The 14,882-nt window shown below is 68.5% G+C and carries 13 protein-coding genes and 1 tRNA gene; 7 read left to right on the top strand and 7 right to left on the bottom strand.

Annotation, left to right across the window (positions count from 1 at the left end):
- Positions 1–3: 3 nt before the first annotated feature.
- From ACXIZN_RS33305 to ACXIZN_RS33285, 5 genes are all read right to left on the bottom strand, one after another.
- Complete coding sequence (locus ACXIZN_RS33305) at positions 4–1,467, bottom strand: peptidoglycan D,D-transpeptidase FtsI family protein (RefSeq protein WP_457958956.1); 1,464 nt, start codon at positions 1,465–1,467, stop codon at positions 4–6.
- Positions 1,464–2,942 (bottom strand): FtsW/RodA/SpoVE family cell cycle protein, encoded by a 1,479-nt coding sequence (locus tag ACXIZN_RS33300; RefSeq protein ID WP_457958955.1) that lies wholly within the window; start codon positions 2,940–2,942, stop codon positions 1,464–1,466. Before ACXIZN_RS33300 ends, ACXIZN_RS33305 begins: the two co-directional genes overlap by 4 nt.
- On the bottom strand, positions 2,942–4,330 hold the full coding sequence (locus ACXIZN_RS33295) for a PP2C family protein-serine/threonine phosphatase (protein ID WP_126734797.1): 1,389 nt from the start codon (positions 4,328–4,330) through the stop codon (positions 2,942–2,944). The genes ACXIZN_RS33300 and ACXIZN_RS33295 overlap by 1 nt, the downstream gene beginning before the upstream one ends.
- Positions 4,327–4,797, bottom strand: a complete 471-nt coding sequence (locus tag ACXIZN_RS33290) for an FHA domain-containing protein FhaB/FipA (protein WP_126734798.1) — start codon at positions 4,795–4,797, stop codon at positions 4,327–4,329. Before ACXIZN_RS33290 ends, ACXIZN_RS33295 begins: the two co-directional genes overlap by 4 nt.
- A 160-nt stretch (positions 4,798–4,957) precedes the next feature.
- Positions 4,958–6,214, bottom strand: a complete 1,257-nt coding sequence (locus ACXIZN_RS33285) for a DUF3662 and FHA domain-containing protein (protein ID WP_457958954.1) — start codon at positions 6,212–6,214, stop codon at positions 4,958–4,960.
- 130 nt (positions 6,215–6,344) lie between these two features.
- Between ACXIZN_RS33285 and ACXIZN_RS33280 the strand changes: the two genes are divergently transcribed.
- A tRNA-Leu gene (locus ACXIZN_RS33280) sits at positions 6,345–6,427 on the top strand.
- A gap of 151 nt (positions 6,428–6,578) precedes the next feature.
- On the top strand, positions 6,579–6,815 hold the full coding sequence (locus tag ACXIZN_RS33275) for a DUF6228 family protein (RefSeq protein WP_457958953.1): 237 nt from the start codon (positions 6,579–6,581) through the stop codon (positions 6,813–6,815).
- A gap of 53 nt (positions 6,816–6,868) precedes the next feature.
- On the opposite strand, the gene ACXIZN_RS33270 is transcribed toward ACXIZN_RS33275, so the two are convergent.
- Complete coding sequence (locus tag ACXIZN_RS33270; RefSeq protein ID WP_457958952.1) at positions 6,869–7,243, bottom strand: FKBP-type peptidyl-prolyl cis-trans isomerase; 375 nt, start codon at positions 7,241–7,243, stop codon at positions 6,869–6,871.
- Positions 7,244–7,384: 141 nt separating this feature from the next.
- On the opposite strand from ACXIZN_RS33270, the gene ACXIZN_RS33265 reads away from it, so the two are divergent.
- The 5 genes from ACXIZN_RS33265 (at position 7,385) to ACXIZN_RS33245 (ending at position 13,751) form a co-directional block, all read left to right on the top strand.
- Positions 7,385–10,618, top strand: coding sequence for a penicillin acylase family protein (locus ACXIZN_RS33265; RefSeq protein WP_457958951.1), 3,234 nt, complete (start codon positions 7,385–7,387; stop codon positions 10,616–10,618).
- A 24-nt stretch (positions 10,619–10,642) separates the two neighbouring features.
- On the top strand, positions 10,643–11,683 hold the full coding sequence (locus ACXIZN_RS33260) for a trans-sulfuration enzyme family protein (protein WP_457958950.1): 1,041 nt from the start codon (positions 10,643–10,645) through the stop codon (positions 11,681–11,683).
- Between the two features lie 3 nt (positions 11,684–11,686).
- Entirely contained in the window at positions 11,687–12,019 is a 333-nt protein-coding gene (locus tag ACXIZN_RS33255) for a hypothetical protein (RefSeq protein ID WP_126734803.1), read from the top strand.
- Positions 12,020–12,467: 448 nt separating this feature from the next.
- A complete protein-coding gene (locus ACXIZN_RS33250; RefSeq protein WP_457958949.1) occupies positions 12,468–13,145 on the top strand; it encodes a hypothetical protein in 678 nt (225 codons plus the stop codon).
- Positions 13,146–13,148: 3 nt separating this feature from the next.
- Positions 13,149–13,751, top strand: coding sequence for a class F sortase (locus ACXIZN_RS33245; protein ID WP_126734805.1), 603 nt, complete (start codon positions 13,149–13,151; stop codon positions 13,749–13,751).
- Positions 13,752–13,823: 72 nt separating this feature from the next.
- On the opposite strand, the gene ACXIZN_RS33240 is transcribed toward ACXIZN_RS33245, so the two are convergent.
- The gene (locus tag ACXIZN_RS33240) at positions 13,824–14,879 is read right to left on the bottom strand and encodes a patatin-like phospholipase family protein (RefSeq protein WP_321183638.1); all 1,056 of its coding nucleotides are present in this window, start codon (positions 14,877–14,879) and stop codon (positions 13,824–13,826) included.
- Positions 14,880–14,882 lie beyond the last annotated feature (3 nt).

Genomic DNA, 14,882 nt, shown 5'->3' with positions numbered 1-14,882 from the left:
CCGCTATCCACCCCCGAGCATGGCGTTGACGGCGGCGCGGCCGATCTCCGCGGCCACGGTGCCACCGGTCGCTTCGAGCCCGCGGTTACCCCCGGATTCGACGATCACCGAAACGGCGATCTTCGGGTCCATCGCCGGCGCGAACCCGGTGTACCAGGCGTGCGGCGGGGTGTTCTTCGGGTCGTTGCCGTGCTCGGCGGTGCCGGTCTTGGAGGCGATCTGGATGTCGCCGCGTTTGCCGGCGCCCTTCGTGTTCTCTTCCGACGCCAGCATCATGTCGCGCAGGATCGCGGCGTTCGCGCTGGACATCGCGGCGTCACCGGTCAGTTCGGTCGGGGTGTAGTCCTCGATGGTCGACAGGTTCGGCGCCAGCAGCGACTGCACGAGCTGCGGCTTCATCGCCATCCCGTTGTTCGCGATGGTCGCCGAGAGCAGGCAGTCCTGCAGGGGCGTCAGCCGCACGTCGCGCTGGCCGATGGCGCTCTGGTACAGCGCGGCCTTCGATTCGAGCGGGCCGAGGGAGGAGCCGGCGACACGCATCGGCACGGTCAGGTCCTCGCCGACGCCGAAGTTCTTGGCCGTCGCGTTCAGCTTGTCCTTGCCGAGCTCACCCGCGATCTCGGCGAAGGGCACGTTGCACGAGTACCGCAGCGCTTCCTTCAGCGTGCTGCCCTTGCAGGCCGCGCCGCCGTAGTTCTCCAGCGTCGTCTGCGTGCCGGGGAGCTTCACGTTGGGCGCGGTGTTGACCGGCATGTCCGCGGTCTTGCCGTCCTCGAGCGCGGCCGCGGTGACCAGCAACTTGGCCGTCGAACCCGGCGGGTACGTCTCCGAGATCGCGCGGTTCAGCATCGGCTTCTTCGGGTCGTCGCGCCACTGCGACCAGGCCGCGACCTGCTCCTTGGTGGTGTGCGAGGCCAGCTTGTTCGGGTCGAACGACGGCGTCGACACCATCGCGAGGATGCGCCCGGTCTTGGGCTCCATCGCGACCACCGCGCCGGTGTAACCCTTCTGCGTCATCAGGTCGTACGCGGCCTTCTGCACGGCCGGGTTGATCGTCAGCCGCACGTTCCCGCCGCGCGGGTCGCGGCCGGTGACCATGTCCGAAAGGCGCCGCACGAACAGCCGCGGGTCGGAGCCGTTGAGGACGTCGTCCTCGGACCGCTCCAGGCCGCCGGAGCCGTAGTTGATCGAGTAGTAGCCGGTGACCGGCGCGTACATCGGGCCGTCGGCGTAGGTGCGGATGAATTTGTACTTGTCGTTCGACGGGTCGACCTTCGCGAGCGCGGCGCCGTCGGGCGTCACGATCAGGCCTCGCTGGCGGGAGTACTCGTCGTAGAGCACGCGCACGTTGCGCGAGTCGGTGCGGTAGTCGTCGGCCTTGACCACCTGGATGTAGGTGGCGTTGGCCATCAGGAGCACCACCATGACGAGCATGGCGACACCGACCTTGCGGAGCGGGGTGTTCACGAGGGGCTCCCCTCACCGTTCGCGGGCGGCCGCTGGACCATCACCGTGTGCGCTTCGGCGAGCGGCGCCTGCGGCTGCTGCGGCTTCGGCCGCACGGCGGGTTTGCGGGCGGCGTCGGAGATTCGGAGCAGGAGGGCCACCAGGATGTAGTTCGCGAGCAGTGAGGAACCACCGCGGGAGAGGAACGGGGCGGTGATCCCGGTGTTCGGGATCAGGTTCGTGACGCCGCCGACGACCACGAAGATCTGCATGACCAGGGCGAACGACAGGCCGCCGCCGAGGAGTTTGCCGAAGGTGTCGCGGACGGCGAGGGCGCTGCGCATCCCGCGCATCGCCAGGATCAGGTACAGCATCAGCATCGCCGTGAGCCCGATCAGGCCGAGTTCCTCGCCGATCGCGGTGGTGATGAAGTCCGTCTTGGCCTCGGGGACCATGTCCGGCCGTCCGGCGCCGAGGCCGGTCCCGCCGACCCCGCCGGTGCCGAGCCCGAACAGCCCCTGCGCGACCTGGTAGCCGCCGCCGGGGTCGTCGTAGGTGGCCAGCGGGTCGATCCAGTTCCGGACGCGCTGCTGGACGTGCGTGAACAGGTTGTAGGCGATGATCGCGCCGGCGGCGAAGAAACCGACCCCCAGCACGACCCAGATGATCCGTTCGGTGGCGACGTACAACATCACCAGCGTGACCCCGAAGAACAGCAGCGACGTGCCGAGGTCCTTCTCGAACACCAGCACGCCGAGGCAGGCGGCCGCCGCGATGAGGATCGGGCCGAGGTCACGGGCGCGCGGCAGTTCGACGCCGACGATCCGCTTGCCCGCGACCATGAACAGGTCGCGTTTCGTCACCAGGAACGAGGCGAAGAAGATCATCAGCAGGATCTTCGCGAACTCACCCGGCTGGATCGAGAAGAACGGCAGCTTGATCCAGACCTTCGCGCCGTTGACCTCGGACAGGCTCGACGGCAGCACCGCGGGCAGCGCGAGCGCCACGATCCCGACCAGGCCGCAGGTGTAGCCGTAGCGGGTCAGCGTGCGGTGATCGCTGATCACGACCAGGACCACCACGAACAGCACCAGCGAGATCGCCGTGAACAGCACCTGCTTGGTGACGTCCGGCGTGTATTCCTTGCCCTGCTGCAGCGCGCGTTCCGCGAGCGCCAGGTCGATCCGGTGGATCATCACCAGGCCGAGCCCGTTCAGCAGCGCGACGCACGGCAGGATCACCGGATCCGCGTACGGCGCCCAGCGGCGGACCGCCAGATGCGCCGCGGTCAGCACCGCGAGGTACGAAAGCCCCAGCCAGATGATCGAGCTGGTGAGCTCCTGCTCCTGGTTCGCCTCCACCAGCACGAGCGCGACGGTGACGATGAAGGTCGCGAACGCCAGGAGGACGAGTTCGGTACCGCGCCGCTTGGGCAGCTCGCGCGGAGGGTTCGTGGCGAACTGGGCCGAAGCCGGATCGGCGAGCGGCGTGCTCATCAATTACCGCCCCCTGGTGCTGCCGGTGCCGGCGTCGAGCAGTCCCTCCCCGCAGGCTGGTTCGCCGAACTCGGCGAGGCGGGGGTCGAAGGGGATGCCGACGACGCCGGGGGCGGCGACGACGCGGGAGGCGTGGAAGTCGAGCTGGCGGCCGGTTTGCAATCGGCCAGCTGCTTGTGCGGGCGCAGGAAGTCGTCGATGTACTTGCGGGCGTCGTCGAGGTTGTCCTTCTTGACGCCGTTCTTCACCGCGATCCGCGCGTCCTCCTGAAGGGCGGGCACCAGGAGCTTGTCGGTGCACAGCCCGCCCGGCGGGCACGAACCCTGCTCGTAGGCGTGCAGGTCGATGCCGAGGACGCTGCCGGGGACGCCGCGATAGATCACGACCTCCTCGCCGGGACCCTCGCCGACGTAGTACTGGCTCAGCACGAAATACCGCGTGGCGATCGCCGCCGCGGCCAGCACGATCAGGACGACCACCGCTCCCGCCAGCCAGCGAAATCGCCTCCGGCGCTTGACCTTCGGGTCCTCCTGTTGGGGCTGGACCTCGGGCCGCGGCTGCGGCGCGGGCTGGGTCAGCGCGCGGGCGCGGGCGGCGGGGGAGTCGCCCTGGTGGAATTCGTCGCTGCCGTCCCCGGCGGCGCCGCCCACGATGGGCGCGTCCTCACCGAAGTCGACGTCGACGACGTCGGCGATGATCACCGTGACGTTGTCCGTGCCGCCGCCCTTGAGCGCCAGCTCGATCATCCGGTCGGCGCAGGCCTGCGGATCCGGGATCTGGATCGCCTCGGACAGCGTCTCGTCGCTGACCATGCCGGACAGGCCGTCCGAGCAGATCAGGTACCGGTCACCGGCGCGGGCCTCGCGCACGGTCAGGCTCGGCTCGACCTCGTGGCCGGTGAGCGCCTTCAGCAGCAGCGACCGCTGCGGGTGCACCGCGGCCTCTTCCGGCGTGATCCGGCCCTGTTCGAGAAGTTCGTTGACGAAGCTGTCGTCCCGCGTGATCTGCGAGAACTGACCGCCGCGCATCAGATACGCCCGCGAGTCACCGACGTGCACGACACCCATCCGCGAACCGGCGAACAGCACGGCGGTCAGGGTGGTGCCCATCCCGTCGAGGTCCGGGTCCTGCTGGACCAGTTCGGCGATGGCCGCGTTGCCGTTCTGGACGGCCTCACGCAGCTGAGCGAGAAGGTCGTCGCTCGGATCGTCGTCGTCGAGTGGGGCGAGGGAGGCGATGACGACCTTGCTGGCCACCTCACCCGCGGCGTGGCCGCCCATGCCGTCGGCGAGGGCGAGCAGGCGGGGACCGGCGTACACGGAGTCCTGGTTGCTGGAACGCACCAGGCCCCGGTCGCTGCGAGCCGCGTAGCGGAGGACGAGAGTCATGGGCGAAGCTCGATCACCGTTTTGCCGATCCGGATGGGGACTCCGAGCGGGACCCGGAGGGGTGCCGTGACCTTAGCCCGGTCGAGGTACGTCCCGTTCGTCGAGCCCAGATCTTCCACGTACCAATCCTCCCCGCGCAGGGCGATCCGGGCGTGGCGGGTCGACGCGTAGTCGTCGTCCAGCACCAGGGTCGAGTCGTCGGCGCGGCCGATCAGGATCGGCCTGCCGTCCAAGGCGATCCTGGTTCCCGCCAGCGCACCATGGGTCACGAGCAGCTGCTGCGGCGATTTCCCGCCGCGCGGCCTCTTGGGTTCCTTCTTCTTCTTGCGACCGAACGTCGGCACGGCGACTCGCAGCCCGGAGGCCGCGTACAGATCCGACCGGACGACACGCAACGCGGCGAACACGAAGAGCCAGAGCAGCACGAGAAAGCCCACCCTGGTGAGTTGAACGACCAGCTCTGGCACTTGTTGTGTCCGCTCCCGTTTCTCCTGTACGCCGCGGAGAGCCCGTGCCGTCCGGGATGGTCGGCTCCGGACAGCGCTGCTCTCCGCGTACGACCCGAGGTGCCGATCCACCACAGGCCCCGCACCGCAATTCTGCGATACCCCCTCCGGACGCCGCCGGTCAGCCCTGCGTACGGAACACGAGAGACGAGTGGCCCACGCGGATCACGTCGCCGTCGGCCAGCTGCCAGGTCTGCACCGGGGTGCCGTTGACGGTCGTGCCGTTGGTCGAACCGATGTCCGCGAGCGTCGCGCTCTGGCCGTCCCAGGTGATCTCCAGGTGACGGCGCGAGACGCCGGTGTCCGGGAGCCGGAAGTCGGCGTCCTGGCCGCGGCCGACGACGTTCCCGCCCTGCTTCAGCGAGTACGAACGGTTCGAGCCGTCGTCCAGCTGGAGGCTCGCGGTGAGCTGACGACCGGCCGCCGGCTGGCCGCCGTAGCCGCCGCCCTGCGCGTACGGGTCCGCGGCGGGCTGGCCGTACTGCTGCTGGCCACCGCCGTACTGGTCGTAGCCGCCCTGCTGCGGCTGGCCGCCGTACTGGTCGTAGCCGGGCTGAGGCGCGGCTCCGCCGTAACCCTGGTCGTACCCGGGCTGCTGCTGCGCGCCGCCGTACTGGTCGTAGCCGGGCTGCTGCGCGCCGCCATAGCCCTGGTCGTAGCCGCCCTGCTGCTGGCCGCCGTACTGGTCGTAGCCGGGCTGAGGCGCGGCTCCGCCGTAACCCTGGTCGTACCCGGGCTGCTGCTGCGCGCCGCCGTACTGGTCGTAGCCGGGCTGCTGCGCGCCGCCGTAACCCTGGTCGTAGCCGCCCTGCTGCTGGCCGCCATAACCCTGGTCGTACCCGGGCTGCTGCTGGCCAGCCTGCTGTCCGTAGCCGTACTGGCCCTGCTGGCCGTACGGGTCACCCTGGTCGTATTGGCCGTAGCCGGGGGGCTGGCTCATTGCTGGGTCTCCTGCGTTGCTGGGTCGTGCCGACCGTGGCGAACCTTCGGCGCCGTGGGGCTTGACGTCGGGATCGACGGACGAACGGGTCTTGAACTGTCCAGTATGCAGCGCCTCGTTGCGCTCGAGCGAAACTACGACGTCACCATAGGTGTCCCATCCGTGCTCGGCGAGGTGTTCCTTGACCGCCTCCGCCAGCACCGTGGTGACCCGACGCTCGTCGCCGGCCATACGTTCGTGATCAGCCTGCCCCAACGACACGATGTAGTGGTTGGGAGCGAGCTGTCGACCACCGGCCAGCTCACGAACGTTCTCCTCGCTCTCGCGCTCAAGCGCCACCGCCACTTCCTGCGTGACGACGTTGCCACCGAACATGCGCGCGAAGGTATTGCCCACGAGGTTCTCGAGCCGTCTGTCAAAGCGTTCGACGCGGCCCACCGGGCAACCCTCCTCACACGTGTGCTTCCCCGTCGATCCTATCCGGGTACGGCCAGTCGGACACGGCCCCCGGTGAAACCCGCGAAATCCGCCTGCTACGCTTTGCGAGCTGTCAGAGAACGAAGCACTCGGGCGAGTGGCGGAATGGCAGACGCGCACGGTTCAGGTCCGTGTGTCCGAAAGGACGTGAGGGTTCAACTCCCTCCTCGCCCACTCTTGGTTGAAGGCCCCTTCGCTAGCGCGACGGGGCCTTCTTTCGTGAGGTCGTCGCTCGTCAGTACCCGGGGGGCCGAGCCCCCCGGACCCCCACGGTGCTGTCGGTGGCGGTTGGTGGGGTGGTCGGCTTGGGGGCCTGGGGGTCGCGGTGGTCGACGAGATGGCGGTGGGCAGTGGGGTCACGTTCCGCGAGCGGTACAAGCCGGACGAGCACGTGGTCGGCTTCTGCGTGAACGTCGAAGCAGACGGGCTGTCGGCCCATCTGCATGGGGTCGAGCTCGGAGCCTGGGACCACGTCCAGCTCGATGATTTCGTCGACAAGCTGGCCGCGGGTGAGGCCATGCTGAAGCCCGCTTCCGATCTCCGGCACTTCCTCCGCGGCTGAACAAAGAAAAAGACCCGGCCTAGGGGCCGGGTCTGGTGGTGCGGGGGTGTGGGTCAGTTCACGCCGACCAGGTCGACGACGAAGATCAGAGTCTCGTTCGGCTTGATGACGCCGCCGGCGCCGCGTTCGCCGTAAGCGAGGTGCGGAGGGATGACCAGCTTGCGGCGGCCGCCGACCTTCATACCGGCCACACCCTGGTCCCAGCCGGGGATGACCTGCCCGGCGCCGAGGCCGAAGCGGAGCGGCTCACCGCGGTCCCACGACGCGTCGAACTGCTCGCCGGTCGAGTGCGAGACGCCGACGTAGTGCACCGAAACGGTGTCGCCGGCCTTCGCCTCCTGGCCCTCTCCGACGGTGATGTCGGACTTCTCCAGGTCGGACGGCGCGGGCCCCTCGGGGCGGTCGATCTGGGGCTTCTCCAAAGACATGTCCACAAGCTACATCCGCTGGTCCCGGGTCCGCAGGGCGAGTGTTCCGCCGAACGGTGGCAAGAACGCGAATAGTCTTCACAAATTCGGATACCCGTGGGTAGTGTGCGCCTCGTCACTCTCCGACGACGGAGGTCTTTCATGCGACGAGGCATACGGGTCTTGACGACGCTGGCGGGGCTGACGCTGGTGGCGGGCACCGTCCCGGCACTCCAGGCGAACGCCGCGGAAGCACCACCCGGCTCGGTGGTGGCGGCCGCGCTCGACGACTACTGCGGCGGCCAGTGCGGTGACATCCTCCCGCCCGGCACCAAGGGGAACGCCACCCTCGCCGAGATCCTGGCGCACAAGGCGTTCGGCACCCGGCCCGCGCATTCGGCCGATCAACTCGGCAAATACGCCTCGCTCGCCGACGGCTACAAGACGCTGACCACGGACAAGATCAACCAGTTCTTCAACGACGCCTCGTTCGGGGTGCCGTCCGGGCAGGTCGAAAGCACGATCAAACCGCGTTCGGACGTGACGATCACCCGTGACAAGGCGACCGGCGTGCCCCGGATCGTCGGCACGACGCGGCCGGGCACGATGTACGGCGCCGGATACGCCGCCGCGCAGGACCGCCTGTGGCTGATGGACATCATGCGCCGCGTCGGCCGCGGCCAGCTGACCTCGTTCGCCGGTGGCGCCCAAGGCAACCGCGAACTCGAGCAGAGCTTCTTCGCCTCGGCGCCGTACACCGAACAGGAACTGCAGAAGCAGGTCGACAACGCCGCGGCCAGTGGTCCGCGCGGCGCGCAGGGCAAGGCCGACGCCGAGGCCTACGTCCAAGGTGTCAACAAGTACATCTCCGACGCGCACAGCGGCCGCTACTTCCCCGGCGAGTACGTGCTCACCGGGCACGTCGACGCGATCACGAACGCCGGCACCATCGAGCCGTTCAAGCTCACCGACCTCGTCGTCCTCGCCGCCGTCGTCGGAGCGCAGTTCGGCGCCGGCGGTGGCGGTGAGGTGCAGAACGCCATCGCGAAGATGGCGATGCAGGAGAAGTACGGCCTCGAACAAGGAGACAAGGTCTGGCGGAGCCTGCGGTCCGAGGACGACCCCGAGACCGTCAAGACGCTCCACAATGGACAGACCTTCGACTACGGCAAGGCGCCGTCGAATCCGCAGGGCGCCGCGATGCCGGACAAGGGTTCGGTCACCGGGCAGCAGCTGGTCTTCGATCCGACCGGTTCCGCCGGGACGGCGACACCGGCCAAGGTGGACGTTCCCGCGCCCGAGGACCAGAAGGCCGTCCGCGGCATCTTCGACGACGGCGTCCTGCCGGGCAACCTGTTGTCGGAGAAACACGGCATGTCCAACGCGCTGGTGGTCTCCGGCGCCAAGACCGCGAGCGGTCACCCGGTCGCCGTGTTCGGCCCGCAGGCGGGCTACTTCGCGCCGCAATTGCTGATGCTGCAGGAAATCCAGGGCCCCGGCATCAGCGCCCGCGGCGCCTCGTTCGCGGGGATCAGCATGTACGTGCTGCTCGGCCGCGGCAAGGACTACTCGTGGAGCGCGACGTCGGCGTCGCAGGACATCGTCGACACCTACGCCGTCGAACTGTGCGAGCAGAACGGTTCCGCGCCGACCAAGAACTCCAACTTCTACCGGTTCCGCGGCCAGTGCCTGCCGTTCGAGATCGTCGAACGCAAGAACGCCTGGAAGCCCACCGTCGCCGACGGCACGGCGGCAGGTTCGTACACGCTGCGCAGTTTCCGCACCAAATACGGTCCGGTGACGAGCCGGGCGCTGGTCGGCGGCAAACCGGTCGCGTACGCGTCGCTGCGGTCCACGTTCCAGCACGAGATCGACACGATCATCGGCTTCCAGAAGTTCAACGACCCGGACGCGATCAAGTCCGCGCAGGACTTCCAGGCCGCGGCGGCCGACGTCAACCAGACCTACAACTGGTTCTACGCCGACTCCCGTGACGTCGCGTACTTCAACTCGGGCTCGAACCCGGTCCGCGACCCGAACGTCGACCCGGCCATGCCGGTGAAGGGTGACGCCGGATTCGATTGGCAGGGCTGGAACCCCGACGGCAACCTCGCGAACTACACGCCGTCGTCGCAGCATCCGCAGTCGATCAACCAGGACTACTACATCAGCTGGAACAACGCGCAGGCCAACGGCTACGCGGCCAGCGGCGCGGACAAGAGTTCCGTGCACCGCGGCGATCTGATCGACGCGCGGGTCAAGAAGATGATCTCCAGTGGCACCAAGGTGACGCGGGTGAACCTCACGCAGGCCATGGAGGAGGCCGCGCTCGCCGACCTCCGCGCGGAGAAGGTGCTGCCGGAGCTGTTCAAGGTGATCGACAAGGCGCCGGTGACCGGCCCGGCCGCGGACGCGGTGGCGAAGCTGAAGACGTGGCTCGCCGCGGGCGGCCTGCGCTCCGAGACCTCGCCGGGGAGCAAGGTCTACGCCAACGCCGACGCGATCCGCATCATGGACGCCTGGTGGCCGCTGCTGGTGAACGCCCAGTTCAAACCGGGCATGGGCGACGCCTACGGTCACATGGTCGGGGTGCTGAAGATCAACGAGTCGCCGTCGGGCTGGCAGAACGAGGTCCCCGGTAAGCACGTCGGACAGGGACACGCCGGTTCGTCGTACCAGTCCGGCTGGTGGGGCTACGTGCACAAGGACATCCGTTCGGTGCTCGGCCAGCCCGTCGCCGGTCCGCTCGCCGTGAAGTACTGCGGTGGCGGTGACGTCAACGCCTGCCGTCAGGTGCTGCTCGACTCGCTGACGCAGGCGGCCGCGCAGCCCGCCAACACCGTTTACCCCGGTGACGGCGACTGCGCCGCGGGCGACCAGTGGTGCGCCGACACGATCATCCACCGCGCGCTCGGCGGCATCACGCAGGACAAGATGAGCACCCAGAACCGGCCGACCTTCCAGCAGGTCGTGGAGTTCCCGGCGAAACGCGGCGACAACATCGCCAATCTCGCCACCGGCCGCTCGGTGAGCGCGTCCAGCCACGAGACGGGCTGGTACAACTCGCCGCCGTCCAAGGCGATCGACGTCGACCTGTCGACGCGCTGGGCGAGCGACTGGAGCGACGACCAGTCGATCACCGTGGACCTGGGTTCGGTGCAGCGCGTTTCCCGGGTCGTCCTGCATTGGGAGTCCGCGTACGGGAAGGCGTACAAGGTGCAGGTCTCGTCGGACGGGACGAACTGGCGGGAAGTGGCGTCCATAGTGGACGGAGACGGCGGGAAGGACAACGTCGCGTTCGAAGCCGTGGACGCCCGTCATGTCCGGATGGCCGGTGTCCAGCGCGGCACCAAGTACGGCTACTCCCTCTACGAGTTCGAGGTCTACGCGCACTAGCAGGCGACGGTTTACGGTGGCGGGGTGGACACGAACGACTGGTCACCCCGCACCCTCGCCGTCGCCGCCGGACGTCCGGAGGGCCCCGGCGAACCGTTGAACGTGCCGATCGTCGCGGCGAGCACCTTCGACGCCGGCGCCGACCGCGCGTATTCGCGGGAGGACGGCACCCCGACCTGGGAGGCCCTCGAAGCCGCGATCGGCGCGCTCGAAGGCGGGCACGCCACCGCGTTCGCCTCGGGGATCGCGACGCTCAGCGCCGTCGTCGACACCCTGCCCGTCGGCGCGAAGGTCTGCGTCCCGACGTTCTCCTACGCGGGGTCGCGGGGCCTGCTCGCCCACGCGCAGCGCACCGGGCGCCTGGTGGTGACCGAGATCGCGCCGGACGACACGGCCGCTTGGGTCGCCGTCGCGGACGCCGACCTGCTCTGGCTCGAATCGCCGACCAACCCGACGCTCGACGTCATCGACATCGAGACGATCGCCGCCGCCGCGAACGGCCTGGTCGCCGTCGACAACACGTTCGCCACGCCGCTCGGGCAGCGGCCGCTGGAGCTGGGCGCCGACATCGTCGTGCACAGCGCGACGAAACTCATCGGCGGGCACAGCGACCTGCTGCTCGGCCTGACCATCGCGGCCGACGAGGGTGTGGCGAAGAGCCTGCGCGACGCGCGCACCAGGTTGGGGGCGACCCCTGGGGCGCTCGAAGCGTGGCTGGCCCTGCGCGGGCTGCGGACGCTCCCGGTCCGTCTCGCCGAGCAGACGCGCACGGCCGCGCTGCTGGCCGCGCGGCTGGTCGACCACCCCGCCATCACGCGGGTGCGTTATCCCGGCTCCGGCACGATGATCGCGTTCGAACTCCCGGACGCCGAGACCGCGGACAAGGTCATCGGTTCGCTGCGGCTGATCCGCGCCGCCACCAGCCTCGGCGGGGTGGAGAGCCTGGTCGAGCGGCGGGCGTGGCTGGCAGGCGACGCCCACGTGCCCGCCGGGCTCGTCCGGTTCAGTGTCGGGCTCGAAGATCCGGAAGATCTCTGGACCGATCTGGCCTCGGCGCTCGGCTAGCACGTGGACGAGACGAAACCACCCCGGCGGCTCGGTCAGTTGCTGTGGGGCCTGTTCTGGCTCTTGGTACTCGGCTTCCTCGCGATCGTCGCGGCGGGCCTGCTGGCCGAGCTCGCGGCGTCGTCCTGTCCGGACGACGCGATCTGGGCCTGTACCGCCGAGAACCGGACCTTCGCCACCTTCCTGCCCGCGATCGGGTTCGGTCTCGGGCTCTTGCTGGCGCTGGTGGGCGGTGGCCGGGCGGTACGGAACCGGACGTCTCCGAAGCCCTGGCTGTTCGTCGCCGGCCTCCTCGGCGCGGTCTCCCTCGCCGTGGCCTTGTTCCTGGTGTTCTGATCGTGATCTTCGGGTTGCCGGGCACCAATGTCCGGCCGTAAATGGTCAGGGGTTCACCGAAAGTGGTCCGAAAGTGTGAACCGGTCGGTAGTGCGAGTGCGGAGAGTCTTCGGAAAAAGGGGATCCGGCCAGGGTGAGCGGCGAATCCGGGCCGTTCGGCGGCCGGGGAAGAAATACTTCCGCAACGCAACCGTTCCGGCCCTCCGGGTGTTAACATTCCTTCGTCGCCGCGAGGTTTTCCCTCTGTTGAGCGACTTTCGGGCCCATGTATCGGGCAAGCTCATTCCAGCGTTACCGGTTTTCCCGGTGGTTCTTGTCACGCCTTATCCGCTACGCCCCTCCGTACTTTTACGGCAGGATCACGCTGTCACTCGAACGTGGGATTCCTTTCGGGTGGTGGCAGGGTGGGGGTCACCCTGTGTTGCGATGTTTCCACTGGGAGATCATTTTGAAGAAGACGTTGGGCCGCCTCGCGGGCGCGGTGCTGGCCGGCGCCGTCATCTCGCTGGCCGTGACGCCGGTCGCGATGGCGCAGACCGACACGACCACCACGCCGCCGGCTCCGTCGAGCGAGACCGTGACCTCGACTCCGGCCCCGCCGTCCTACTCGGGCGGCAAGGTGACGACGGCCCCGCCGGACTCGAGCGCCCCGGCCTCGTCGTCCTCGCAGGAGCCGACGCCGACGAGCAGCGGCAAGCCGACTTCCGGCAAGCCGTCGCCGACCTCCACCTCGGAGAAGCCGACCACCACCACCGCCCCGCCGGAGGAGCCCTACGTCGACAACGTCGGCGCCGGCTACGTCGGTGAGAACGGTTACGGCGCGCTGGTCGTCGCCTGCGACTCGGGCGAGCCGTCTAACGTTTCGGCGCCGGACTTCGACATCGTGTACAGCAACCAGGCCGAGGACGACGGCCGGTACTGGGTCTACATCGTGAAGGTGAAGAAGTCCTTCAAGGGCAACGCCAGCACCTTCACCTGGACTTGCGACGGCAAGCCGGGCAAGGCCGACATCGAGTTCGAGGGTGCCATCGGCGGCGGCTCGGCCACCCCGGGCAAGCCGGAGAAGCAGGTCAAGTACGCCCCCAAGGGCGGCATCGAGACCGGTTTCGGCGCCACCGCGGCCTGATCGATGTCGACGAAGTTCCTGAGGAGGGGTGGCCGCGCGCTCGCGGCCGCCCTGGTCCTTTCCCTCGCGCTGACCGGGTGCGGTTCCGAGGAACCGGCACCCGCGGCACAGCAGGCGCCGGCGGAATCGACCGTCCCGGTCACGAAGCCGTTCAGCGGCACCAGGCCGACGAACGTGAAGATCCCCAAGATCGGCGCGGAGTCGAACCTGATCGCCGTCGCGGTCAACAAGGACGGTAAGATGGCCGTCCCTTCGGCGAAGAAGCCGATGCAGGCCGCCTGGTACCAGCTCTCCCCGGTGCCCGGCGACGTCGGCCCGGCGATCCTGCTCGGCCACGTCGACGGCAACAAGCAGCCGGGCATCTTCTACAAGCTCAAGGACGTCAACCCGGGTGACGAGGTGCTCGTCGACCGCAGCGACGGCAAGAGCCTGAAGTTCGTGGTCGAGAAGAAGGACCAGGTGCCCAAGGACCAGTTCCCCGAGGAAGCGGTCTACGGCAACACGGACAAGCCGCAGCTGCGGCTGATCACCTGTGGTGGTGTCTTCGACCAGGAAGAGCACAGCTACAAGGACAACGTCATCGTCTACGCGAACCTGGTCGCCTGACGAGCGCTTTGAAAGGTCCTTTCCTCGCGGAATATGCGAGGAAAGGACCTTTTTTCCCATCCGGGGACGCGCTCAACCCAAGCCGGCGGCCGGGAACGGGAACCCGGCGGGAGCGGCCGCCTCGGTGTCGACCCACTTCCGCATCCCCGCGTCACAGGCCGCGTAACCCCAGTTGATCAACCGCTCCTGCAGCACTTCCGGCAGTTTCGTCAGGCGCGTCGGCGTCTCCGCCAGCTTGTGCGTGAGATCCACCGGCGCCGTCAGCGAATCCTCGAGCTCGAAGTTCTCGAGATCGACGTAGGAACCCCAGTAGGCGCCGCTGAAATCCTTCTCCACATAGGACTTCAGCAGCGCGCCCCTCCGCAGCTCGCGCACCTGGTTGTCGATCACGTCGAGCACGCGCAGCAGCTGCCGTCCCCAGTCACGAGGGACCTTCCGCCTGATCTTCATCCGCTTGCCCGCGTCGCTGACCAGCACCGTCGCGTGCCCTTCGACCGGGTCCAGGCCGAGGTTGTCGTAGACGCCGGCGTCGCTGAGCACGATCTTGCGTTTCCGGTCGTCCGAATGCGGATCCTGGATCACGACGGGTGAGAGCATCGGCGGGAACGCCGACGACGCGGCCACCGCGGTCGCGAGCGGGATGTTCCCGTGCGGCCCGTCCTGCCGGAAGAACCACCACAGCGCGCCGTCCTGGAGGTTCGTCGCGGTGAAGACGAACTGCGGGCCGCCGGGGTCGATGTCCTTGAGGCAGCAGTCGCCGAACAGGTGTTTCGCGTACACGCGCGCGAGTTCTTCACCGGCGCTCCGCCACGGGATCGCCATGGCCAGCAAGGTGACCGGTATGTCGAGCCGGGTGCGCGCCAGGTTCCGGACCGGCGCGACGACCTCGTCGTAGAAGTTGTCCGCCACACCGTTCTCGAACTTCAGCTCCGACCACGCGTGCGCGAGCACACCCGCGGCGATCGAGCCGCCCGAGACGCTCGAGAAGGTCGAAATCTTCGACAGCCAGCCGAGTTCGTTGAGCCGCCACAGCGCCCCGGTGTGGAACAACATCGCGCGGTAGCCGCCACCGGACAGGGCGAGACCGACACCTTGGCGCGTCGTCGAAGGCTTCTTGATATCCCCCACCTG

It is taken from the genome of Amycolatopsis sp. TRM77291, from assembly GCF_054166285.1.
This window is presented reverse-complemented; position numbering and strand designations above follow the sequence as displayed.